Origin of the sequence: Verrucomicrobium spinosum DSM 4136 = JCM 18804, from assembly GCF_000172155.1 — a bacterium.
GTDB lineage: Bacteria > Verrucomicrobiota > Verrucomicrobiia > Verrucomicrobiales > Verrucomicrobiaceae > Verrucomicrobium > Verrucomicrobium spinosum.
In genome coordinates this window covers 7957105-7978780 of record NZ_ABIZ01000001.1, presented here as the reverse complement: position 1 = coordinate 7978780, position 21676 = coordinate 7957105, and the positions used below count along the sequence as shown (strand labels likewise).

At 60.7% G+C, this 21676-nt stretch carries 21 protein-coding genes; 12 read left to right on the top strand and 9 right to left on the bottom strand.

The features are described 5' to 3' along the window. Window positions 1-16 precede the first annotated feature (16 nt). Complete coding sequence (locus tag VSP_RS32125) at window positions 17-2002, top strand: DUF2339 domain-containing protein (RefSeq protein WP_009965910.1); 1986 nt, start codon at window positions 17-19, stop codon at window positions 2000-2002. 19 nt (window positions 2003-2021) lie between these two features. Here VSP_RS32125 and ruvA read toward each other — a convergent pair whose 3' ends face one another. After that, a complete protein-coding gene (gene ruvA / locus VSP_RS32120; protein WP_009965909.1) occupies window positions 2022-2633 on the bottom strand; it encodes a Holliday junction branch migration protein RuvA in 612 nt (203 codons plus the stop codon). A 109-nt stretch (window positions 2634-2742) separates the two neighbouring features. On the opposite strand from ruvA, the gene VSP_RS32115 reads away from it, so the two are divergent. The 6 genes from VSP_RS32115 to VSP_RS32090 all read left to right on the top strand — a co-directional run bounded on the left by VSP_RS32115 (window position 2743) and on the right by VSP_RS32090 (window position 6419). Then, a complete protein-coding gene (locus VSP_RS32115; RefSeq protein WP_156345554.1) occupies window positions 2743-3408 on the top strand; it encodes a hypothetical protein in 666 nt (221 codons plus the stop codon). A gap of 131 nt (window positions 3409-3539) precedes the next feature. Then, a complete protein-coding gene (locus tag VSP_RS32110) occupies window positions 3540-3872 on the top strand; it encodes a hypothetical protein (RefSeq protein ID WP_075087998.1) in 333 nt (110 codons plus the stop codon). 162 nt (window positions 3873-4034) lie between these two features. Further along, window positions 4035-4409, top strand: a complete 375-nt coding sequence (locus VSP_RS32105) for an NADH-quinone oxidoreductase subunit A (RefSeq protein WP_009965905.1) — start codon at window positions 4035-4037, stop codon at window positions 4407-4409. An 81-nt stretch (window positions 4410-4490) separates the two neighbouring features. After that, complete coding sequence (locus VSP_RS32100) at window positions 4491-4808, top strand: Dabb family protein (protein WP_009965904.1); 318 nt, start codon at window positions 4491-4493, stop codon at window positions 4806-4808. A 385-nt stretch (window positions 4809-5193) separates the two neighbouring features. Continuing rightward, window positions 5194-5724 carry a tetratricopeptide repeat protein gene (locus tag VSP_RS32095; protein ID WP_009965903.1) on the top strand — a complete coding sequence of 177 codons (531 nt, stop codon included), beginning with the start codon at window positions 5194-5196 and terminating at the stop codon, window positions 5722-5724. Window positions 5725-5768: 44 nt separating this feature from the next. Beyond that, window positions 5769-6419 carry an SDR family NAD(P)-dependent oxidoreductase gene (locus VSP_RS32090; RefSeq protein WP_232289535.1) on the top strand — a complete coding sequence of 217 codons (651 nt, stop codon included), beginning with the start codon at window positions 5769-5771 and terminating at the stop codon, window positions 6417-6419. Window positions 6420-6700: 281 nt separating this feature from the next. On the opposite strand, the gene VSP_RS38480 is transcribed toward VSP_RS32090, so the two are convergent. From VSP_RS38480 to cutA, 6 genes are all read right to left on the bottom strand, one after another. Beyond that, complete coding sequence (locus tag VSP_RS38480; protein WP_009965900.1) at window positions 6701-8242, bottom strand: glucan biosynthesis protein; 1542 nt, start codon at window positions 8240-8242, stop codon at window positions 6701-6703. A gap of 582 nt (window positions 8243-8824) precedes the next feature. Then, window positions 8825-10129: an amidase gene (locus VSP_RS32080; protein ID WP_009965898.1), complete on the bottom strand. Its 1305-nt coding sequence runs from the start codon at window positions 10127-10129 to the stop codon at window positions 8825-8827. Window positions 10130-10233: 104 nt separating this feature from the next. Next, complete coding sequence (locus VSP_RS38475) at window positions 10234-11328, bottom strand: L,D-transpeptidase family protein (protein WP_009965897.1); 1095 nt, start codon at window positions 11326-11328, stop codon at window positions 10234-10236. A gap of 121 nt (window positions 11329-11449) precedes the next feature. Then, entirely contained in the window at window positions 11450-13633 is a 2184-nt protein-coding gene (locus tag VSP_RS38470; RefSeq protein WP_009965896.1) for a beta-galactosidase trimerization domain-containing protein, read from the bottom strand. An 80-nt stretch (window positions 13634-13713) separates the two neighbouring features. Continuing rightward, window positions 13714-14211 (bottom strand): anthrone oxygenase family protein, encoded by a 498-nt coding sequence (locus VSP_RS32065; protein WP_009965895.1) that lies wholly within the window; start codon window positions 14209-14211, stop codon window positions 13714-13716. 31 nt (window positions 14212-14242) lie between these two features. Continuing rightward, entirely contained in the window at window positions 14243-14587 is a 345-nt protein-coding gene (gene cutA, locus VSP_RS32060; protein WP_044133741.1) for a divalent-cation tolerance protein CutA, read from the bottom strand. 131 nt (window positions 14588-14718) lie between these two features. Here cutA and VSP_RS32055 point away from each other — a divergent pair, with 131 nt between their 5' ends. Both VSP_RS32055 and VSP_RS38465 read left to right on the top strand, forming a co-directional pair. Further along, window positions 14719-15918 carry a two-component system sensor histidine kinase NtrB gene (locus VSP_RS32055; protein WP_009965893.1) on the top strand — a complete coding sequence of 400 codons (1200 nt, stop codon included), beginning with the start codon at window positions 14719-14721 and terminating at the stop codon, window positions 15916-15918. Next, entirely contained in the window at window positions 15915-16220 is a 306-nt protein-coding gene (locus VSP_RS38465; RefSeq protein ID WP_009965892.1) for a hypothetical protein, read from the top strand. Before VSP_RS32055 ends, VSP_RS38465 begins: the two co-directional genes overlap by 4 nt. Window positions 16221-16280: 60 nt before the next feature. Here VSP_RS38465 and ychF read toward each other — a convergent pair whose 3' ends face one another. Further along, window positions 16281-17396 (bottom strand): redox-regulated ATPase YchF, encoded by a 1116-nt coding sequence (ychF, locus tag VSP_RS32045; protein WP_009965890.1) that lies wholly within the window; start codon window positions 17394-17396, stop codon window positions 16281-16283. Between the two features lie 65 nt (window positions 17397-17461). Here ychF and VSP_RS32040 point away from each other — a divergent pair, with 65 nt between their 5' ends. Beyond that, complete coding sequence (locus VSP_RS32040; protein ID WP_009965889.1) at window positions 17462-18229, top strand: Nif3-like dinuclear metal center hexameric protein; 768 nt, start codon at window positions 17462-17464, stop codon at window positions 18227-18229. 13 nt (window positions 18230-18242) lie between these two features. Here VSP_RS32040 and VSP_RS32035 read toward each other — a convergent pair whose 3' ends face one another. After that, on the bottom strand, window positions 18243-19115 hold the full coding sequence (locus tag VSP_RS32035) for an NAD-dependent epimerase/dehydratase family protein (RefSeq protein WP_009965888.1): 873 nt from the start codon (window positions 19113-19115) through the stop codon (window positions 18243-18245). 209 nt (window positions 19116-19324) lie between these two features. Between VSP_RS32035 and VSP_RS32030 the strand changes: the two genes are divergently transcribed. Beyond that, the gene (locus tag VSP_RS32030) at window positions 19325-20542 is read left to right on the top strand and encodes a sialidase family protein (RefSeq protein WP_044135238.1); all 1218 of its coding nucleotides are present in this window, start codon (window positions 19325-19327) and stop codon (window positions 20540-20542) included. A gap of 112 nt (window positions 20543-20654) precedes the next feature. Next, a complete protein-coding gene (locus VSP_RS32025; protein WP_009965885.1) occupies window positions 20655-21380 on the top strand; it encodes an MBL fold metallo-hydrolase in 726 nt (241 codons plus the stop codon). Window positions 21381-21676 lie beyond the last annotated feature (296 nt).

Sequence of the window (21676 nt, the reverse complement as noted above, 5' to 3'; positions counted from 1 at the left end):
GATGACTGGACGGCCTATGACTTCAAGCAACACTCATGCGGCGGGCACCTGGCGGTCCCGGTTGGCAGCGTGGCTGCCCGTGCTCAAGAAGAGTGGCTGCTGGCTCCTCATTCTCCTGCCTGCGATCCTCCTGAATCGCATGATCCAGGAGTATAAGGTGAACATCCCCTTTCTGGATGACTGGATGTTCGTGGACATGGATGTGAAGGCGGCTGCAGGTCAGCTCACCTGGCGGGACTTTTTCCTCGTGCAGATGGAGCACCGCATGGCCTTCGTCCGCGGGGTGATCATGCTCTTTCACCACTACTGGCCCGGGGAATATACCCGCCAGATGTGGTTCTCCTGGCTGCTGCTTTGCTTCACAACGGCAAATGTGGGCCTGCTCATCCGTCGCACCTCGGGTGCCGCGTTTGCCCAGTGGTGGCCGCTGCTGGCGCTGGCCAGTGTTTCCATCCTGTCCCCCATGCAGTACCGCATCGTGCTGTGGCCCATGATGTTTCAGGTGGCCTGTCCGGCCTTCTTCCTCACCACCGCGCTGGTGGTACTGCTCCGGTCCCATTGGCCGGCGTGGCTGCGCCTCGTGCTCGCCGTCCTCTGTGCAGAGTGTGCCACCCAGACCTTTGCCACCGGCCTGCTCGTCTGGGTGCTCATGGTGCCCATGATCTGGTGGTCCGGTGCGCTGAAGGCGGGGAGGGAGCGCCAGTGGTTCCTGGTGGCCTGGCTCTTCATTTTTGGGATCACGGCTATCCTCTACTTCCACGGCCTGAAGAACGAAGTGGACGGAGCTTTCTCCTACAAACAAGGAGAGGAGGCCACCATGGGGCGGAACGTCAGCGAGTTCGTCCGTCGGCCGAAGGCCGCCGCCAGCTTCATCCTCCGCTTCCTGGGGTGCCATCTGGCCCGGGGATCGAGCCTGTCCCTCATGCATACCAGCCTGTGGTTGGGCGCTTCATCCCTGGCCCTGTTTGGCGGATGCGCAGCTTATTGGCTCCGGCATTTCCGCGAGCAGGCGCTTCGTGAGCGTCTGCTTCCCTGGCTCCTGCTAGGCACCTACTCCGTGGGCGCGGCCTTTCTCACCTCTCTTGGCCGTTCCTGGGCCACCACGACGGGAGACAATGCCGTGCATGCCCGGTATGTCATCCACGCCGTGCCGCTTACGGTGGCTTTAATTGTGCTCGTCTGGCTCATTGCCCGGCATCTGGGTCAGCATCAGCCAGGTCTCCGCCGATTCATTCTCCAGTCTCTCACAGCAGGTGCCTTTGCCCTGATTTTCATGCAGGCCATCTCGTGGTCCTTCGGCTGGCGCATGATGGCCGTGTGGGAATCCTCACGGCTCCGCGGCGCGGCCAACACCCTCTTCTACAAGCTCCCTCTTGCCGTGGAGGGGGATGTGGCGGGGAATCGCAACTTGGCGCGCAAGGCGGATGACCTGGGCCACCTCAGGCCCGCCATGCTCAAGAATTCCCGGTTGGACAACTTCAGCCTCACCCCCAAGCTGCTCAGCAGCAATACCGCAGAACTCTCTGCCTGCGTGGTGCAAACTAATGACGAGCAGGGAGTTTCCGGTGCGGTCTGGGGTTATGCCTGCCTGCCCAATCGCGAGAGGGTGGCAGATGCGGTGCTGCTGACCTATAAAGACCCCCACGATGGGCACTGGGAGATCTTCCACGTCACCCAAGTCACAGGTCTGCCCCTGTACTTCATGGAGGTGATGGCACGTGACCTCCAGTTCACCCATGTGCCCGAGGGTCATTTGCCGAATGAGGGGCTCGCCAAATTCACCGGCCGGTTCAGCTTTGAGCAGCTCCCTCCCGGGGTACACCGCGTCATGGCGTGGGCGCTGGACTACCGGGGCCTGCGCGTGTTCCCCATGAGGGGGTTCTTCCTCGTGGACACCCAGCGGGCCCGGGTGAAGCGCCTGGGCAACGACCCCAAGTCGGTGAACCTCGACTGGTTCATCGAGAAGGGGCTGGGCAATTCCAACTGGGAGACGCTGAAGTAAGGCGCCAGGAGGCCGACTGTCAGAGGTTCCTCAAAGCATCGCGGATGAGCTTGTCCGCGCTGACCACGCCACCTGCCTTCTTCACGAGATCCTGCACCGTCTTCTGCGCTTCGGTCTGCTTGAAGCCGAGGGCGATGAGCGCGAGCACCGCATCCGTCTGCGCAGCCTGGGTGGGGTCTGGCACCAGACTGTTGCCCGTGCTCCGGGCGGCCTGCCAGGTATCCACGATGCCCACCTTGTCCTTCAGTTCCAGCACGATCCTTTCCGCCGTTTTCTTGCCCACTCCGCTGATGCGGGAGAGCGCGGTCACGTCGTTGCGGATGACGTTGTCTTTAAAGTCGCCCACGGCCATGCCGCTGAGCACCGCCAGCGCCATCTTGGGGCCAATGCCGCTCACGCGATTGATCAGGAGGCGGAAGAGGTCCCGCTCCTCAGCGGTGGCGAAGCCAAACAGCGTGTGATCGCGCTCGGTGATGTTGAGGTGCGTCAGCAGCCTCACCTCCCCCTGCGTACCCGCCAGCCGGTCGTAGGTGGAGAGGGGCACCAGACAGAGATAGCCTACGCCGTTGACGTCCACCGTGAGCTGGTTGGGCAGGGCTTCGACCAAGTGGCCGCGGAGGTAGGCGATCATGGGGCCACATCCGTCTGACGACGCACTCGCGCAACAGGAAAGCGTGACGTCGTGCCTGGCCCCGGCATTTGCCAGTTGAAGAATGGCCCACCTCAGGGAACGTGGCGGCGTGAGACGCTTCCTTCTCCCTCTCCTCGGCACGGCAGCCACCTGCGCCGTCCTCGTGGCCCCGTTCTCCTCCGTGCTGGCCCAGTCTCCTGCCGGGGCCACCCCCAAGGCCGTGCCGATCCGGGTGGAGAACTACCTCCTGCTGCCAGAGCCCAAGGTGGTCCGCTCCTCCATCTCACTGACTCTGGCGAAGGCCCGGCTGACGGTGTTCACCCCAGTGAAGCTGGATCCCTCAACCTCGCGACTCGTGCCCTACACGGAGTCAGAATTCAACAAGCTGGGCATCAGCGCCGATAGCTTTCAACGGAAAGCGGCCGAGGCTGCCGACCGCCGGCTGGCGAGTCTTCAGCCGGAACTGATCAAAAACGAAGCCGGAAAGGTCATCTACGCCGTGTACCGGGGGGAAGACCACCTCTTCCCCTGCTTGCTGACGGCCCCTTCTCTGGGAAAGATCTTTGAGAAAGTCTTTGGCAAAGAGGTCTGGGTCGTGACGCCGGACCGCAATTCCCTCTATGTTTTCCCAGCCGGAGCGGAGGCTATTCAGGAATTCGCAGACGATCTTCAAGATCGATTCGACTCCTCTGCTTTCCCTGCCAGTGAGGAAATCTTTTCCCTCAAGGCCGAGAGTGCTGAGATGACGGTGGTGGGGAATTTCACGAGCCGCTGAGATTCGGCGGATACGGAGGAGCAGGAAAATTCTATCCTCAAAGGCAACTTTGGGCTGGAATTCGTGGATTTTTCCTGTGAAATCAAACAAAAACTCGCCAACGTGCTTGCGCGGTGCTATACTCCGGGTCTATGGCTACCGTAAGAAAAACACGTTTTTCACGTCGGGTTCCTGACCATGTCACTGATGAGTTGGTCAATGTTCTCTCGGATGGCAAGACTTATGAGTTCAACATTCTGTTCGGGCTCGTGTACGAGAACCTAAAGCTAAAAAACGCAGTTAGCGGGGGCGAAGAAATGCTACGGCTCCGTTCTTATGAAAAGCTTCAGAACCTTGTGGGCCGTGGCCTCGTGGAGAAGAAACTGAAGAGCTATCGTGGGCTTAAAGGTATTGAAATGGCATCCAGCGCTCATACGCTGGCCCGCGCAGAAGCCGCAGCTGCCGCTGCCGCTGCCGCCCGCTAATAGCGGCACCAGTCCGCGCTGTTCCCACAAATCCAACTTTCAAAAACCAAGCCGCCCTTTTCCAGGGCGGCTTTTTTGATGCCTCCTTGACGTTCCGGTCCTCCGCGCTACCCTACAGCACCGTTTTTAGCCCTTTGTTGCGGTCTTCCTTCCCCTCCTGTCATGCTTGAGAACTATCTCCCTGTGCTGATGCAAATGCTCATGGCCGCCGGCTTTGCCGGGGTGACGCTTCTGGCCAGCGTGCTTGCAGGGAAGTCAGCCAAGCGGAACAAGATGAAGGATTCCGCCTATGAGTGCGGCATGCTCCCTCTGGGCGAGGCTCAGCCCCGGTTCAGTGTGAAATTCTACATCGTGGCCATGCTCTTTGTGCTTTTCGACATTGAGGTGGTCTTCATGTACCCTTGGGCGGTCATTTTCAAAGACTACGTCGCCGTCTTCGGCGCGGCCATCTTCTGGTGGATGCTGTCATTCGTGGGCATCTTGCTGGTGGCGTTCCTGTACGCCTGGCGCAAGAAGGCTCTCGACTGGAGTTCCTAGTCTCGTTGGGAGGGGCGATAAGACCTCCACGTGAGTGCGGTGCGAGCACCGCGTGACGGACCAAGCGCGAATGGTGGAGTTATGATTTGCCAGGTCTCCCTCTTCACTCTGAAACCGGACGTCACGGCGGACCGGTTGGAGGAAATGATGTGGACCACCCGGGCCATCCTGCTCAAGATCCGGGAAGTGCTGCACCTGAATGTCGGCAAGCGCATCAAGATCTCCGACCCCTGGCACTGGTTCGTCAGCATTGAGGCCGAAAGCCTGGACAAGCTGGCCATCCTTCAGGACGACCCGCACTATTACAAGTTCCTCCTCGAAGTGGTGCACCGCTCGGTGGAGACCCAGCAGGTGATGGTGTTTGAGATGGAGCCCCGCAAAGACGTGAAGTATTCCTGAAGGGGGAGGGCGGAAATTCAGAGCCTCAGAAGGGCCGAAAGGCCGGCCAGATGTCAGTTTGGGCAACGCCCAAGGTTGTTGATAAACAATAGACATAGGGCTACAGGCGCGACTCATTCAGGGAAGATTGTCGTGGGCAGATTTGATGGCGTCGGGCCTGCAGACTCAACATCTCTTCGGCGATCATGTTGCCCGAGGCTGGCAAGATCCCGGGCCTCCGGCCCTCAATTTTCCACTTCGCACCGCTCGAAAAAAAAACCAAAGGTTGCGTAGATGCCTTGTTTGAACGCGCCTATCTGCTGCTGAGGTTGTCCATCCCAAGGGAATGCTCTTGACCTTTTTTGAAAATTGCGGGCACAATGAAGGTTGTTCCCCCTTTTCAATTATGAAAACGAACGCCCTGCTCGCTGCCCTTCTGGTGGCCACCACTGTCTGGCTTGGCCAGTCTATCGCCCGCGCGGCGGATGAACCCCTCCACGTGCTCTACCAGGATGGCCGCGCCGCCTTCTATGCTGGGCAGTTTGATATTGCACGGGAAAAACTGGCCAAAGTGCTGGCAGTGAACCCCAATCACACGCAGTCCCGCGCCATGATGGCCCAGATCGAGGAGAAACTGGGCAAGGACAACGTGATGCTCCGCAAAAGCTACGAAAAGATCATCATCGACAAAATTGAATTTGCCGATGTGGAGTTGAGCGAGGCCATTCTCGCGGTGCGCATGAAGGTCAAAGCCGTCACTCAGGACAAGGTGATCCCCAACATCATCCTGAAGACTCCTGAGATTGGCAAGAAGACGGTGAGCCTGAATCTGAGCAACATGCCGTTGAGCGAGGTGCTCAACTACCTCGCTCAGGTGGCGGGCGTGCGCATCAGCTACGACACCGCTGCCGTCCTCTTCACCAGTCCGGCGGGCTAGCCAGCGCTTCCTGTTGATGGTAGTGGGTGGGCATGCATGCACCAGTGGCACTGATTACAGGGGGCTTGGGCGATCTCGCTCAAGCCCTTCATGTTGAACTGACCGGGCAGGGATACGCCGTGCATGCCCCGGGACGGACGGAGATGGATGTGACGTCCTCGACCTCGGTGGAAGCATTTGTCAGCGGGCTGGAGGCGCTGGATCTCCTCGTCTGCAATGCAGGGGTCTGTCGCGATGCGAGCATGCTGAAGATGGAGGAGATGGATTTTGATCATGTTCTCGACACCTGCCTCAGCGGTGCCTTCCGGGCAGCGCGCGCGGCATTGAACCGCATGAGCGGCCAGCGCCGGGGCCATATCGTCTTTATCGGCTCTTTCTCCGGATGGCGGGGGCCGGTCGGCCAGGCCAACTATGCGGCGGCCAAGGCGGGGTTGATGGGATTGACGCAGAGCCTTGCCGCCGAGTATGGCGCGAGGAACATTCGGGTGAATTGTGTGCTCCCCGGGTTCATGGAAACCCGGATGACAGCCGGTCTTGGGGAGGACTTGAAGAGGAGCTTCCTGGCGGCGCACACCTTGGGCAGGTTCAACACCACGAAGGAAGTGAGTTGTTTCATCGCCCACCTCGACCGGTTCCTGCTGCACACCTCCGGACAAATCTTTAATCTGGACAGCCGGCTCAACCGGCCGGCGTGAGGTGAATGACCGTGTGGGGTGAGGTGAATGACCGTGTGGGGTGAGGTGGGCGTGGTGGGTGGCATGTGGCCTGACCGCGTTTTGACAAACGCAGCTACGACTGAGGTCTGGCGCAGGGCGCCAGCGGGCAGTTCGTAGCTGCACTTGTGAAAGTGCGGAGGGGTCGAGCGGCCATGTGAGGTCAGGTGGGCGTGGTGGGTGGCATGTGGCCCGACCCGTTTTGACAAACGCAGCTACGACTGAGGTCTGGCGCAGGGCGGCAGCGGGTAGGGGAGCGCCATCTACCGCCGCCACTGATAGTCCCACCTCTCCGACACGGGGCGGCCCTCATCCAGAAGGTCACAGGTCAATTCCACCAGATCGGTGCCTGGCGGGATCTCCACGTTCAGGCTCACGCGCCAGCCGTTGGTTTCAGGGTTTGACTGCACCTTGCTGCCCACCAGTTTTGCAGCGCCGCCGCGTACGTTCACTCCACATTGGGGAACCCACTCGCCGGCCTTCGTCGCGCCGATGGAGCCCTTGGCAAAATCCACCACAAACGTGCAGACATTCGGAAGATCAAGAGCGCGCGGTGCCGCCCCCCAACGGGTGGCGATCACCCGGGCCAGCGGATGGGTGTGCCCATCCTGCCATTGCAGGTTGTAGGAAATACGCATCGGCTGTGTGGCGGTGGGCAGAGTCTCCGGCTCCCAAAACGTGACAACGTTGTCCCATGTCTCCTCACCGGTGCTCAGCTCGATGAGGTGCAGACGGCCGCGTCCAAATCCCTCACGCGGCTCCACCCACACGGCGGTGCGCTCATGATAGCGGGCTTCCAGGTCCTCGAAGTTGCGGAAATCGCGGTCCCGCTTCTGGAGGCCAAAGCCCTTGAGCTGATCGATGCCAAATACGCTGTGACGCATCTGCTTGCCATTGTCCAGCGGTCGCCACACCACGGGCTGCCCCTCCTGCTCAAAGAGGAGTCCGTCGGAGTCGTGCACCTCCCGCCGGAAGTCCTCCGGTTTCGGCTGGGTGTTTTCCCCGAACCAGAACATGCTGGAAAACGGGGCCACACCGAGCAGCGCCACCGGTTTGCGGAGAAAGAGCGAGGCCGTCACTGAGGTGGTCGTCGTGGCGGCGTATTGCACCTCAAATTCATAGGCCCCGGTGATGCTGGGGCCGTTGAGCAGGGCGAGAAACCGGAAGGTTGTGTCTCCCTCTTTGGGCTTGAAGAACCAGATATGGGTGAAATCTGGGAACTCCTCGGGGGCACCACCCACGGTGTTGATGGCGATGCCGCGGGCAGAGAGCCCCCACCCCAGCCCTGCGCCCACGGCGCGGAAGTAGCTCGCGCCGTTGAAAGCGAGGAACTCCGGTCTATTGCCCGTCGCGCGGTCCACCGCCGCAATCTTGAAGCCGGTGTAGCCGTCGGGATAGGACACACCTTCCGGCACCTTGAGGCCGAAGTAGTCAAACTCTTTGGGATCGAAGGGCACCTTGGCCGGCTGACCGGCTTGGATCTCATAGAAATGCACCGGCTTCTTGAACATCCAGCCGGGATGGAAGAACTCGACTGCCATCGGCCCTGCATTTGCATAGTGCGAACGGTCCTTGCGGAACTGGATGCGACGGTGGTCGTCGTAGTTGAGATTCGAGAAAAATGGATCCAGATCCGGGGTGGGAGTGACGTGCGATTTTTGCGCGAGTTCTGACGCATACGCCTCAAGGTCAAGGAGGTTGCGGATGTCTGGCGGCTCAGGATCACGCGCTGACAGGGCAGGAATTAGGCCGATGAACACGGCAAAAACCGTGAATCCCGGGGTGGGGTCTGACAGAAATTTCATGGTAGTTTCATAGACCGCAATTGGATGCGGATTGGAGCCGGCGGCGCAGTGTCTGCACCTGAGACGGGACAGGCCGGTGGGCTATTCACCCGACCTCGGTTTGTTTTTTTCTCAATTGGGCTGTGATTTAGCTCCGGCTAGTGAATGTCTTTAGTTTGGAAAAACCCAAGAATGCATCGCGGTAACAAGAGCTTCCGGGTCTATGAATCTCGATCCGGGCACATTTAGCCTCCAGAGGGACGACGCGATCAGGTTCGCGCAACAGACACCCCTTCTTTGCCTGCCTTGAATCGTGTGGCGGGTTTTCTCATCCGCGCTGCGCGAATGGAACTTTGCGTGGGGCCACGTTCAGGATGCATTCATCGAACCCTTGGGGTTCGGAGGCGGGGTGACATGTCGCCTTTGAGGGGTTGTCGGCCAGTCACTTCGTCACCCTTGGAGTGATGCCACCCGTTATCTCTGCGGTATTGCCCTCCTTCACCGCATCCTTACAGTGGATGAGCCACATCACCAGGGGGCGGTGCAGAACCAGCCCCCGTGCCGGATGGTGTTGTTGCGGATGATCAACCCATCGATTCCGGGCTATTCCATGAGACGCCCGATGTTCAGCAGCGCTGCTTCACTGTGTGCCGGCCCAACAATCTGCATGCTCGTCACCGGGAAGCTGGAGCCTTCCATGGGCACGGGCACAGCCAGGGCGGGCACGCCTGCATAACTCGGGGCCATGGTGCACTGGATCTTCATGAACTTGGCTTCGAAGAGGCCGGTGAAAAACCAGTTTAGCTTCAGAGGTGGTTTGCGGATCACAGGCAGCACGATGGCATCCACCTCGGTGAACTTCTGGTTCAGGAGGGCCACGAACTGGTCGCGCTCGGCGATGGCGGCCTGACGTTTGGCCTCGTCCTTATAGCGGCGGGAGAAGATGATGTCACCCACAAAGAAGGCCTTCCGGGCGCGGTTCTCGATGCCCTCATCGTTCTCGATCTTCTGGTTGTTATACCATGAAGCTGCGGCGGCGACGAGGCCTCCATTTTCCTGGGCCTTCAGCCACTGGTTGAGGAAGTCTTTGTCCATGGGCACCACCTGAAAGCCGCGGGCGGCCAGACGGGCGTCGATGGCGCGATCAATGGCCGGGTCAGTGCCGGGGACCTTCAACCGTCCGATACGGACGACAGCGGCTGTTGGTTTTGCAGCTTTGACCTTCGCGTATCTTGAGGCAAACCCTTCCTCCAGCAATCCCATGCCCGTGACCAGGCCGTTGACATCCCGCGCGATGGGGCCCACGGTGTCGAGGTAGTTGGGGGAAATAGGGTACACGCCCTTGGTGGAAATGGCCCCGAAGGTCGTCTTCAACCCCGCCACGCCGCAACAGGCGGCGGGCACACGGATGGACCCTGCCGTGTCCGTACCCAGCGCCACATCGGCCAGGCCCAGTCCCACCGCGGAAGCGGAGCCGCTGGAAGACCCGCCCGGGACGCGAGTCTTGTCCACCGGATTGACCGGGGTGCCGAAATAATCATTGGATCCGGAAACGCCCACCGCGAACTCGCTGAGGTTGGTCTTGCCGACGATCACCACATCATTGCGTTTGCGGATGAGGCGCAGGCATTCCGCGTCCTGTGCCGCCGGCCTGCCCTGCTTGTAATATCGCTCGGATCCGGCCGTGGTGACCTCGCCCTTCATATCGATGAGGTCCTTCACGCCCAGTTTCAGTTTCGTGTTCCCATCGGGAGGCGCACGATGGCTGATGAAAGCGTGTGGCGGAGGCGTGGCGGCCTGTTTGTACGTCAGAGGGGAACAGCTGCTGCCCCCCAGCACCACAAGCAGACTTAGAACCGCTCCAGAGGAGCGGGCGATTTGGCAGAGAGGCTCAAGGCAGGCGCTCATGAAGAATTCATAAGACCTGGAACAAATCCCGGCAAGCTTCTATGGGCAAAACTTAAGCCATGAAGATAGAGGATAAGCATCATGCCCCAAGGGCTTGCGTGCCCCTACTTCTGCCAGAACCACTTGAACCGGCGTTTGGGAGGCTCGGCGGGCGGGAGTGGTGCGGGAGGAAGGGATGGCTTTTCGTAGGCAGGCCGCGGGATGGGGGCCGGCCCTTCGATGATGACGGTCATGCCCTTCGTGATCAGCTTCACCAGTCGCACCACATCCCAGTTCGCGGTGCGCATGCAGCCATGGCTGGCGCTGCGGCCGATGGTTTGAGGCTGGTTCGTACCGTGCACACCGATGCCGGCACGATTCAGGCCTATCCACATCACTCCCACCGGATTGTTGGGGCCGATGGGCAGTTCGTAGTAGTTGCTGGTGCGCACCCCGTATTCCAGCACCCCCTTGTCCCAGCGGAAGGTGGGTAGTTGCGTGATGCCGACGATCTTCCAGGTGCCGGGAGGGGTGGCAAGGTATCCGCTGCCAGTCGTGATCGGCACGCTGGCGAGCAGCTTGTCTCCTTCATACACGCCCAGAAGTTTTTCGCGAGTGTCGATGCGAATCACCCGATTCAGAAATTCCGGCACTTCTGGCAGGCTGGGGATGGGCTCCAGTTGCTCGATGAGGAACGGCTCCACGTTCGGGACCTTCACCACGTCTCCCGGCTTGAGCCTGCTCATCTTGAGAGGCTGGTTGATGAATTCGAGCAGATCCGGCGAGCAATGAAAGCGCTCGGTCAGAAACTCCAGCAGCGAGTCATATGGCAGATACTTCTTGCGGCTCTGGGCGGCAGGGGAACTGGGAAGGTCACCGACAAAACGGAGGTCTTCTTCCCGGATCGTATAGGTGGTGTAGAGCTGGGTGACGCTGGAAACATCCAGCGTGTGGTTTTCCACCTCTGTCTCCGCCAGACCGTGAGACTGTTGATAGCGCCTAAGGGCCTTGGTGGTGAACTCACCGGGGCGGCCATCCACTTTGCCGGGCCCAAACAAGTGGGTGTCCAGGAAGATCTGCAGACGCAAAATGGGCTCGATCGGTTCCGGGGCCTTGGGCAGCTCCACCACGGGTATCGCCACAGGGGGCGGCAGGGATTGAGACCAGAGCATGCCGGAACCGGCGGCCAGGACGAGCAAGGCAAAGAGAGGCTTTTTCATCGGGGGCGGTCGGAGGAAAGATGCCTCATGAACCCGGCAAAGCAACGGGGAAGGGCAACGGGCATTCCTTCTGGTACGGGCGTGAGGCATAAGTAGGACGTTTATTGCCCGCGCCAGTTTCTCAAGGTGAGCTGGCTTCGGTAAAGGATAGGACCACAGCCTCATGCTGCTTCCACTCCAACACGAACTCGCTTCCGTCCCCCAACTTTTGACCGGAGCGCTCGTTCCGCAACTGCTGCACCGGTCTGCTGAAGCGGAGCTTTGCAGGGAGCGTTGATGATTTGAGTCCTACGGAATTGCCCCCTCCCAGCGAAGTGCCCCGGATTTCTGGATTCAGGCATAAGTACAGCAGTGTCCGCCCTGTAGGCAGTTTCCAGTAGGTGATTTCATAGCCGTGTTCCCGCTCTCCAGCATCGGCGAGTCGCACCCAGGGAGTCACCCCGGCATCCACCACATGACGCATGAAGACCTCGCGCTTTCTGGCCGCGTCAAACCCGGCCTCCCGGTAGGCATTGTACCACTGCGGAGAGATGTTCATCAGCACCGCCCGACCTTTGCCTTGCGCCTGGACTTGATCCGTCGGCTGGGCGCGCACGGCTTTGTGAAATCCGCTGCTGTCCAGGAGGCAAGTGTTTTTGTTGGTCAGGAATTCTCGATAAGTCTTCCAGGAGTAGTTGGCATCTTGATCCACTTCCACCCAGAGGGTGCCTCCAAACAGGTCTGCCTGACGCATCTTCGGATCGTGTTTCACGCCAAATAATCCGTCCAGACCACCCCCTCCAGCGCGGCCTTTGCCATGCTGGTCCCACACGCCGGGCAGATAGTCGGCGATCACGGTGCCGCCACGCTGGCAGAACGCCCCGATGACGCGTATCTCAGTGTCGGACAAACACAGGCAAGCGGGCAGGATGAGCACGCGATATTCATCGGGCACGCCTTTCTGAATCACATCCACATAGCTGAGGAAGTTGTACTGCAGCCCACTGTCACGCAGCATGTTTTCCCAGGCGCGTCGGACATGGGCGGCGCTTGCGAGCCGCTCATCGGCATTGCGATTGACCCACGTTTTGCGATGGGCTTCGGCATCGAGGATCCAGCCGAGCTGAATGCTGGCGTGGCTGTAGTAAATCGCCACCCCGTCATGCTGCCATTGTGCCCCGGCCATCAATGGTCCAAGCTTGTCACCCGCCTCGAGAAGGGCCGGGGCCACCTTTGCATGCCAGTCCTCAGGAGTTGCACCATCGAACCATCCCTCCACCCAGCCGATGTGCCCTCGGTTGCCGTGGGCGAGGTAGTACCACGTCTGCCAGATGGTATCGTCCACGTTCTTGTGAAAGTGCGTGGTCACCGCAGGAAGGGCTCCTTGAGGATTGAACGACCGGATGACGGCCTGTGAGGAGCCCAGATTGTAGCTCTCGATGAACTGCACCTTGCGCATGAGACGGGCATAGTCATAGCCGCCAAAGGCACTGGGGGCCTGGCCGCCCACCAGACCACAAGGCGTGGCGGGGTCCAGTGTGTTGGCATGTTCCACCAGCCGGCCAATGTAGTTGCACCACTGGGCATCATTGAAGGTCCACTGATCCATGAGCGGACTGGCGTCGAAGTCTGCCACGGTCCACTCTGCAAGCTTTGGGCGCAGCTCCTCATAGCTGATCCAGCGCTCCCTTTTTGGCACGTGACCGGCACCGTAAACGGTGGCCAGCCAGCGGGGATAGGCTGTCGCATCATCCGTCACCTGCCACATGGTGGGGTGGACGAAGTGCCCCCAGGAAGGCTCATCATCCAGAGCATAGGCCGCCCGCATGGGGGAGGTGGCAGAAGCCGCGATGTTTCTCTGCATGAGGGCTTGCAGCTTCGCGAAGGTGGCAGCGTTGAGCGGTGCGGGACGCAAGCCGGTGCCGTGGACCTCGTTGAGGTGGGGCTTGACCTTGTCACCATCCCACAGATGCAGCACCCCTTTGCCCGCCACGTGATCCACGTAGAAGCGCAGGCCATGCTGGTTGATCCAGTCCAGCCTGCCAGTCTTGGACTGGGCGGTGCCGATGTGGTCGTGATCGATGAAAGCCCCGTTGTAGCCGTGGTCCCGCGCCCATTTCCCGGAGGCAGCATCATACCCTGGGGTCCACTGGTAGGTCCACGGCATGTAGATCCACCCCGGCCAGGCTTTTCGTGCCCACGCGGCATCCTGTTTCACCGGGCGGAAGTCTTCCGAGGTGCGGACGTAATGCTCATACGGATCCTCCGCCGCAGGCAGAAAGGTCAACAGGCCACCAGAGGCGAGGAAGAGGAGTGACCAGCGCATGCGCCCTTAAGTACAGATTCTGAGGGGGGAGACTTGCAGACGGCCATTGCCCGTGGTCCACGAGTCTTGGGGCCCTTCTATCAGCTTGGATACCCTATCTTGCACAAGCCTACGATGAACGCGACGAGACCGGCGGCCGTGGAGAGGCTGCGGAGGTGGTTCCACATCGTCCACACCCGCAGGTAGTACTGCCAGAACTCCTGACCCGTCCGGCTGTTGGGATCGGCTGCGGCGAGGCGGTTGTTGAGCGGTACGTTGTATGCCATCGTGATGACCAGACTGCCCACCAGATAGCAGACAGCGCCACGTACCAACCAGGGACCCCCGCTGCCCGGGGAGGTGGTCATCACGAGGATGAGGATGGTGGCGCAGAGCGCGCTGGTGCCCAGGAAAAGCAGCAGGAACCACGGGGTGAGGATCTTGACGTTGATCGCCTGCATGGCCGCCATGCCCTCCGCCGCAGGTCGGCTGGCCAGCGCCTGCATGATGAAGTGGGAAAAGGCGAAGAAAAGGCCCGCCATCAGGCCGCAGCCCACGGCAGCGACCCCGGAGAGAATGAAGAGCAAGACGTGGTGCATAACTGGGCGTGAGGCGTGACAGGGATTCGTTCTATTGACCGCGGACAGACTCCTCCACCCAGCGCAAGTAACCGGGCAGGCCTCGCGTCACCGGCACCGCCAGGATCTCGGGCACCTCGTAGGGGTGCAGTGTCTGGAGGCGTGCTTCCAGTGCATCGTAGGTGGCTGGGGTGGTCTTCATCAGCGCCAGCACTTCGCCCGCGGCATCCACCTTGCCTTCCCATCGGTAGATGGAGGTCAGGGCAGGATTGAGATTCACGCATGCCACGAGATGCTCCTCCACAAGGGTGGTGGCGACGCTGCGGGCCACCTTCTCATCAGGAAACGTGCAAAAGACGAGCAGGGCGGCTGGCGATTTCTCGGGCATGGGGGGCATGGTGGTGTGAAACTGGCCTTCCCGCCAAGGTGAAAGGTAAAAAAACGGGAGACATGAGGGCGGTTCACTGACAGGATTCCAGAAGGATCTTCGCCGCCCTCCCACGGCCACCCGTTGCCCAGCCCGCAAGGATGAAATCGAGCTTTTTCGACAAGATTGTCAAACGCATGGACCGCCTGGAACCGGCGGATGTGCAGCGCTACCTGTTGCGCCTGGTGCAGGAGAAGGGGTTCTTTGAAAAAGTCTTCGAGGCGCTGCAGGAGGGGGTGATCCTGCTGGATGGCGAGGGGGTGGTGACCTATGTGAACCGGGCCGCGTGCGGCTTCTTCGGGTTTGATCACGAAGTCATCGTGGGCCGCAGTCTCGCGGAAGGCATCCGTGGCTTTGACTGGGAGCTGCTGGCGAAGTCCGGCGGCTCCGTGAGCCGGGACCTGGAGGTTTTCTATCCCGAGAACCGCTATCTCAACTTCTACGTCACAGCCATTGATGAGCACGAGGACATGGGCTTCGTGATGCTGATCCGCGACATCACCCAAACGCGCAAGCTGACGGAGGAGAAGATCGAGAGCGAGCGCATCTCCGCCCTCACGATGCTGGCGGCTGGCGTGGCGCATGAGCTGGGCAATCCGCTCAACTCACTCACCATCCATCTGCAACTGCTGGACCGTCGTCTCCGCAAGCTGAAGGCTGCCGAGGCGGGGCGCCTGCGGGAGATGGTGGAGGTGGCCCAGGGCGAGATCAAACGGCTCGACTTCATCATCGGCCAGTTCCTCGCCGCCATTCGTCCCACGCATCCGCAGTTGCAGCGCGTGCAGTTGAACGAGCTGATTGAGGAGGCAGTGAAATTCCTCGCACCCGAGCTCAAGCAGCACAAGGTGGAAGTCCGGCTGGACCTCACGCGGAGCCTGCCGCTGATGCCGCTGGATGCGAACCAGATGAAGCAGGCATTTTACAATCTCATCCGCAACAGCATGCAGGCGATGGGGGAGGGCGGGCGTCTCACCATCATCAGCACCTTCACGGACTTTGAGGTGCGTCTGACCTTTGCCGACACGGGCAAGGGGATCTCGGGTGAGAACCTGAGCAATCTCTTCCAGCCCTTCTTCACAACTCGAAAGACGGGCACCGGCCTGGGCCTGCTCATTGTGCGCCGCATCATTCGCGAACACGGCGGCGAGATCGAGCTGGAGAGCCGGGAAGGGGAGGGGACCAAGGTCAACATCTACCTGCCTCGGGTCGAGAAACAGATGCGCTTCCTGGAAGCCCCGGCCCCCGCAGTGATGGAGGTGGATGTTGAGGAGGGAACCCACGGTCCCTCAAGTTCCTCATGACCCAGCACGATCCGGCATTGGCAGAGTTGGCCACCACTTTCCGGGAAGCATGCTGGTGGGTGGCCCAACCTGGCAATGACTTTGCCTGGTGCTCATGGGAAGACGTCACGGAGGCGCTGGCTGAGATGGAGGCTATCCTGACACCGCTCGAGGCGGGTCAACTGCCAGACGACATCCGGCATCTTCTGCGGGTGCTCTTTGCACCCACGGGGCCCTTGCAGGAACTCAGCCTCAGTAGCGGATGGGCTGCGCAGTTTCTAGTGCTTGCCGATCGCGTGGACCGGTTGCTGGGAGACGGATGATCTGGAAACCACCCCGCCCGGCCTTTTGAGAGTCGTGGCGGGATGCACAAGGCCTCAGTCTTATACGTTGAAGCGCCACTCGACGACGTCGCCGTCCTTCATGACGTACTCTTTGCCTTCGATGCGCAGCTTGCCCTTTTCCCGGCATTTGGCGTAGGAGCCCAGTTCGGAGAGGTCGGTGAAGGCGACGATTTCGGCGGCGATGAAGCCGCGTTCGAAGTCGCTGTGGATGACGCCGGCGGCCTGAGGGGCCTTCATGCCTTTCACAATCGTCCAGGCGCGGGTTTCTTTTTCACCGGTGGTCAGATAGGTTTGCAGACCCAGAAGGCTGAACACGCTCTTGATGAGGCGGGACACGCCGCTGTCTTTCACACCCAGATCGGTGAGGTAGGCTGCGGCCTCCTCGTCGGAAAGGTCAATGAGTTCGCTTTCAATCGCGGCGCTCACCACGACCGCGGAGGCGGCATGAGCGTGGCTCACGTACTCCCGCACCTTGCTCACCAGCGGGTGCTTGTCGGGTTCATTGCTCGCCGCGGCCAGTTCGCTCTCGGAGACGTTGCAGGCGTAGATGCAGGGCTTGCCGCTGAGGAGGAAGAAGCTCTTGAGCAGCTTGGCCTCTTCATCGCCGAGTTCGAGGGTCACGGCCGGTTTGCCAGCATCAAGGTGAGGCACGAGCTTTTCACACAGGGCAAATTCGGCCTGGGCTTCCTTGTTGCCGCGCTTGGCATCTTTCTCCGAGCGGCTCTTGCGTTTGGCCACGCTGTCCATGTCGGCCAGGATCAACTCGGTGTTGATGACTTCGATGTCACGGACAGGATCGACATTGCCGTCCACATGGTGAATGTCGGAGCTCTCAAAGCAGCGCACTACGTGTACGATGGCGTCCACTTCGCGGATATGGCTGAGGAACTGGTTGCCGAGCCCTTCTCCCTGGCTCGCGCCTTTCACGAGGCCAGCGATGTCCACGAACTCGATGGCGGCGGGGATCAGTTTCTGAGAGCCGCTGATCTTGCTGAGCGCTTCCAGACGCTCGTCCGGCACCACCACCACGCCCTGGTTCGGCTCAATGGTGCAAAAGGGGTAGTTGGCCGCCTCCGCCTTCCGCGTGCGGGTGACCGCATTGAAAAGGGTGGATTTGCCAACATTCGGAAGACCAACGATACCGGCGCGCAACATAGGGCGGGCAGAGTAGCGGACTTGGCACTTGGCGCAAGCGCGGAAGGGTGCATAAGTGGCCGCACATGAAGCTTGCGGACCTCGTCGCCTATGTGAATGACCTGTTGCAAACCGCCACCGTTCCCGACTACGGCAACGCGCTGAACGGGTTGCAGCTGGAGAACTTTTCGGGGGACGTTTCCAAGATCGCGGCGGCCGTGGATGCTCATCTGCCGGTGGTCAAGCTGGCCGCCCAGCGGGGTTGCGACCTCCTGCTGGTGCACCACGGCATCTTCTGGAGCGGCCTGCAGCCCTTGGTGGGGCCGCATTATCAGAAGCTCCGGGTCTGCGGGGAGAACGATCTCGCCATCTACAGCGCCCACCTGCCGCTGGACGGGCATTTGGACCTTGGGAACGGCATTCAACTGGCCCGCGCACTGGAACTGCAAGGCGTGGAGTGGACCCCCTTCTTCCCGTACAAGGGCTTTCCTATTGGGGTGCGAGGCGAGGTGACGGCCGGGGTTTCCCGTGAGGATCTGAGCGCGCGATTGGAAAAGGCCACGGGTGCCAAGGTGCACGTGTGTTGGGGAGGTCCGGAGGAGATTCGCCAGATCGGGATCGTCACCGGTGGTGCGGGGGATGCAGTGGCGACGATGAAGGAGCAGGGGATCGACACCTTCATCACGGGAGAAGGCCCCCACTGGAGCTACACGCTGGCGGAAGAACTGGGGGTAAATCTGCTCTACGGTGGGCACTACGCCACAGAGACCTTCGGCGTGAAGGCTCTCGCCGCGCATCTGAGCACCCGGTTCGGTTTGCCGTGGGAGTTCATCGATCACCCCACAGGCTTGTGAGACGGAACGGGGATCAGAGTTCTCGCAGGGCCGCCACCTCTCGGGCCACGCCCTCTGCCAGCGTCACCGTCGGCTGCCAGTCGGTGGCGCGCGTGAAGCGGGAAACATCCAGACGATTGTCATAGACGTCCCAGGCTGGGCCGGGCTGGCTGAGGATCGGCACGGGGTGCCCTGTTTGCTTTTCCACCAGCTCGACGAGGTGTGAGAGCGGGGTGGCGATGCCGCTGCCGACATTCCAGGTGCCGGTGAGCCGTAGTCCCCGGGCCCTGGTCAGCGCGCTGAAGAAGTCATCACTGTGGAGGTAGTCCTTGATCGGATCGTCCCCCCAGCGCTGGAATGGCTGGTTCGTCAGGGCGCAGCGCACTAGTCTGGCCGTCACGCCCTGCCGGTCTTCCGGGCTGGAGGGCAGGCCATACAGGTTGCCCACGCGCAGGATGCAGACAGGCAGTCCGGAGGCCCGCAGCCGCTCCTCGGCGGCCAGCTTGCCTTTTGCATACACCCCGAGCGGGTGCGGCGTGTCATCCTCCCGATTGCCCCTGTCAGGCGCGAGGCCATAGACGGCACCGGTGGAAATGAACAGGAGCAGCGGCGGACGGGTTTCCTTCTGGAGACGGTCGATGAGTCGGTCCAGCAGCGGCAGGTCAATCTGCTTGATCTGTTCGGGGCGCTCCTCAGCATTGGCAGGGACGCAGCTCCAGGCGGCGTGGATCAGAAAGTCTGCTTCCAGTGGGGCATCGCCGGTAAGCAGAGTGTCGAGCGCCTCGACAGATCCGTCAGACGAGGCCGTCCGTGAAAACAAACGCAGAGGGCAGCTACTGCCAAGAGTCATCTGGATGGCCCGGCCGACACGGCCACGGGCTCCAGTGATGAGGATGGAATCTGGCATGAAAAAGGTGAGGGGAGCGGAAAGGAAACTCACTATGCGAGGCCAGCAGGGGCTGTCATGAGGATTTTGGCGATGAGGGTGCCACTGCGGCACTACTGGTCTGATGATATAACCAGTATGGACCTGGCAGCCACAACCGTTTGCCTCTCATTCATCCGGGTATCGAGATCGTGCCCGCTTTTATCAAACCCCACGCCTCCCTCTTCATCATGCCCCTCGCCTACGCCCTCCTGACCGCTGCCCTCCTCGGCAGTGTTGCCTGTCCTGCTGCCGAACCCTTCCTTGAGAAGGATGAGATCTTCAGCACCAAGCTCAATCCCACCTACAAGCTGGTGCACATTCCCGGTATCCTGGTCACCGCCAAAGGGGCGGTCCTGGCATGGTGTGAGGCGCGCAAGAAGGGCGGAGACTGGGACCAGATCGACATTGTGCTGCGTCGCTCTACGGATGGAGGCAAGACGTTTGGCGAGGCCAAAAGCATCGCCAATGTGCCAGGCCCCAAGACCAAGAATGAGTTTGCCCTGCAAATCAAAGGCGTGAACCCCAATGACGTGACCTACAACAACCCGGTACTCATCGCGGACAAGGACGGCACGGTGCACATGGTTTTTTGTCTGGAGTACATGCGCTGCTTCTACCAACAGAGCAAGGATGATGGCGTCACCTGGAGCACTCCTGTGGAGATCACTGCCACCTTTGAGTCCTTCAAGAAGGACTACCCTTGGAAGGTGCTGGCCACGGGGCCGAACCACAGCATTCAGCTCAAGACGGGCCGGCTGGTAGTGCCGGTGTGGCTCTCCACCGGTACGGGCGGAAATGCGCACCGGCCCTCCGTGACCTCCACCATTTACAGCGATGACCAGGGCAAGACCTGGAAGGCGGGTGAGATTGCCGTGCCTTGTACCGAGGAGTGGATCAATCCCAACGAAACGGTGGCCGTGGAACTGGCCGATGGCAGCGTGATGCTGAACGTGCGCAGTGAGTCCAGGAAACACCGCCGCCTCGTGACGGTAAGCAAGGACGGGGCCACGGGATGGAGCACTCCGAGGTTCGATGAAACACTGCTGGAACCCATCTGCATGGGCGGCATCGTCCGCTATTCACTGGCAGGTGTGAATGGAGCGGACAAAAACCGGATCCTGTTCACCAACCCCGACAACCTGGCCCGCGAAGACGGCAAGGAGCAGGAAGGCAAGAATCGCGACCGCAAAAACGTGACCGTGAAGCTCAGCGAAGACGAAGGCAAGACCTGGACCGCCAGTCGCGCCATCGAGCCCGGTTTCAGTGGCTACAGCGATGTCGCCGTCACGCCGGATGGGACCATCCTGTGTCTCTATGGCAAGGGCGAGAAGAAAGAGTTCGGCGGCTTTGCCTTCGGGCAGATCGTCCTGGCGAGGTTTAATCTGGAATGGGTTCAGGCTCGGTGAGTGGCGAGTGGTAGGGGTAGCTGGTGGAATCCAGCGGAGCGATGTCATTTGCGCCACTGGGGTGCTGGAGTATGCTCCACCAGCACCCCCGTCATTCAACATCGTCTCCACTATGACTGCGATAGATGAGATAGCTCCCGATGTGTTCCGGCTTTCGGTCTATGCCCCGGAGTACGACATGCAGTTCAACCACTTTCTGGTGCGTGATGAGGAGCCACTGCTGTTCCATACCGGATTGCGGGGCATGTTTCCCGCGTTGAAGGAGGCGGTGGGCACGCTGATCGATCCTGCGGCGTTGAAGTGGATTGCGTGGAGCCATTTTGAATCGGACGAATGCGGGGCTCTCAACGACTGGTTGCAGATCGCGCCCGAGGCCCAGCCCGCCTGCACGCTGGTGGGCAAGCTGGTCACGGTGGATGATTTCTCCCTGCGCCCTGCCCGGGGCATGACGCCGGAGGATGTGCTGGAGACGGGCAAGTACCGCTTCCGCTTCCATCCCTCTCCGCACCTGCCTCATGGGTGGGATGCGGGTGTGTTGTTTGAGGAGACGCAGCAGACCCTGTTCTGCTCGGATCTCTTCCACCACTTTGGCAACGCCGATCCCATCACCGAATCAGACCTGATCGGTCCGAGCCGGGCGGCCATGGAGCGCTTGGAGCAGGGGCCGCTGGCGGGATACATGCCCTACACCCGCAAAACGGAGGGGGTACTGAGAGGATTGGCCAGCTTGCAACCGAAGACCCTCGCGGTGATGCACGGTTCTTCCTATCGCGGAGACGGCGGGAAGTTGCTCACGGGGCTGGCCGGGGTGATCAAGGAGGCGTTCGACAGGGAGTGAGGCGGCGGAAACGGACCGTAGGTAGTTTCATGAAGCCAAGTAGGAGCGTCAGCGGCAGGTGCTCGTCTCTCGCGAACCTTCAGGCCGCAGTGGATCTGGTCACGCATCTCGTGATGTCATCCGATGCCGGAGGCATCCCAGCCCTTAGCCGGAGGTTGAAGGAGCGTAGCGACTGACACCTCCGGATGATCAGCATAGGAATTGCATCCCGGAGTGGATGCCAGCGAGGTCCCTTTGCAGGCGCACGTTGCAGTCACCCCTCCGGGGTGAACGCGAGGTTGTTGCTTTCCGGGGGT

What these genes read in the sequence shown, in the direction of transcription:
- VSP_RS32125 (WP_009965910.1), top strand. Translation starts at nt 17, where the DNA reads ATGACTTCAAGCAACACTCATGCGGCGGGCACCTGGCGGTCCCGGTTG.
- ruvA (WP_009965909.1), bottom strand. Translation starts at nt 2,633, where the DNA reads ATGATCGCCTACCTCCGCGGCCACTTGGTCGAAGCCCTGCCCAACCAG.
- VSP_RS32110 (WP_075087998.1), top strand. Translation starts at nt 3,540, where the DNA reads ATGGCTACCGTAAGAAAAACACGTTTTTCACGTCGGGTTCCTGACCAT.
- VSP_RS32105 (WP_009965905.1), top strand. Translation starts at nt 4,035, where the DNA reads ATGCTTGAGAACTATCTCCCTGTGCTGATGCAAATGCTCATGGCCGCC.
- VSP_RS32100 (WP_009965904.1), top strand. Translation starts at nt 4,491, where the DNA reads ATGATTTGCCAGGTCTCCCTCTTCACTCTGAAACCGGACGTCACGGCG.
- VSP_RS32095 (WP_009965903.1), top strand. Translation starts at nt 5,194, where the DNA reads ATGAAAACGAACGCCCTGCTCGCTGCCCTTCTGGTGGCCACCACTGTC.
- VSP_RS38480 (WP_009965900.1), bottom strand. Translation starts at nt 8,242, where the DNA reads ATGAAATTTCTGTCAGACCCCACCCCGGGATTCACGGTTTTTGCCGTG.
- VSP_RS32080 (WP_009965898.1), bottom strand. Translation starts at nt 10,129, where the DNA reads ATGAGCGCCTGCCTTGAGCCTCTCTGCCAAATCGCCCGCTCCTCTGGA.
- VSP_RS38475 (WP_009965897.1), bottom strand. Translation starts at nt 11,328, where the DNA reads ATGAAAAAGCCTCTCTTTGCCTTGCTCGTCCTGGCCGCCGGTTCCGGC.
- VSP_RS38470 (WP_009965896.1), bottom strand. Translation starts at nt 13,633, where the DNA reads ATGCGCTGGTCACTCCTCTTCCTCGCCTCTGGTGGCCTGTTGACCTTT.
- VSP_RS32065 (WP_009965895.1), bottom strand. Translation starts at nt 14,211, where the DNA reads ATGCACCACGTCTTGCTCTTCATTCTCTCCGGGGTCGCTGCCGTGGGC.
- cutA (WP_044133741.1), bottom strand. Translation starts at nt 14,587, where the DNA reads ATGCCCCCCATGCCCGAGAAATCGCCAGCCGCCCTGCTCGTCTTTTGC.
- VSP_RS32055 (WP_009965893.1), top strand. Translation starts at nt 14,719, where the DNA reads ATGAAATCGAGCTTTTTCGACAAGATTGTCAAACGCATGGACCGCCTG.
- VSP_RS38465 (WP_009965892.1), top strand. Translation starts at nt 15,915, where the DNA reads ATGACCCAGCACGATCCGGCATTGGCAGAGTTGGCCACCACTTTCCGG.
- ychF (WP_009965890.1), bottom strand. Translation starts at nt 17,396, where the DNA reads ATGTTGCGCGCCGGTATCGTTGGTCTTCCGAATGTTGGCAAATCCACC.
- VSP_RS32040 (WP_009965889.1), top strand. Translation starts at nt 17,462, where the DNA reads ATGAAGCTTGCGGACCTCGTCGCCTATGTGAATGACCTGTTGCAAACC.
- VSP_RS32035 (WP_009965888.1), bottom strand. Translation starts at nt 19,115, where the DNA reads ATGCCAGATTCCATCCTCATCACTGGAGCCCGTGGCCGTGTCGGCCGG.
- VSP_RS32030 (WP_044135238.1), top strand. Translation starts at nt 19,325, where the DNA reads ATGCCCCTCGCCTACGCCCTCCTGACCGCTGCCCTCCTCGGCAGTGTT.
- VSP_RS32025 (WP_009965885.1), top strand. Translation starts at nt 20,655, where the DNA reads ATGACTGCGATAGATGAGATAGCTCCCGATGTGTTCCGGCTTTCGGTC.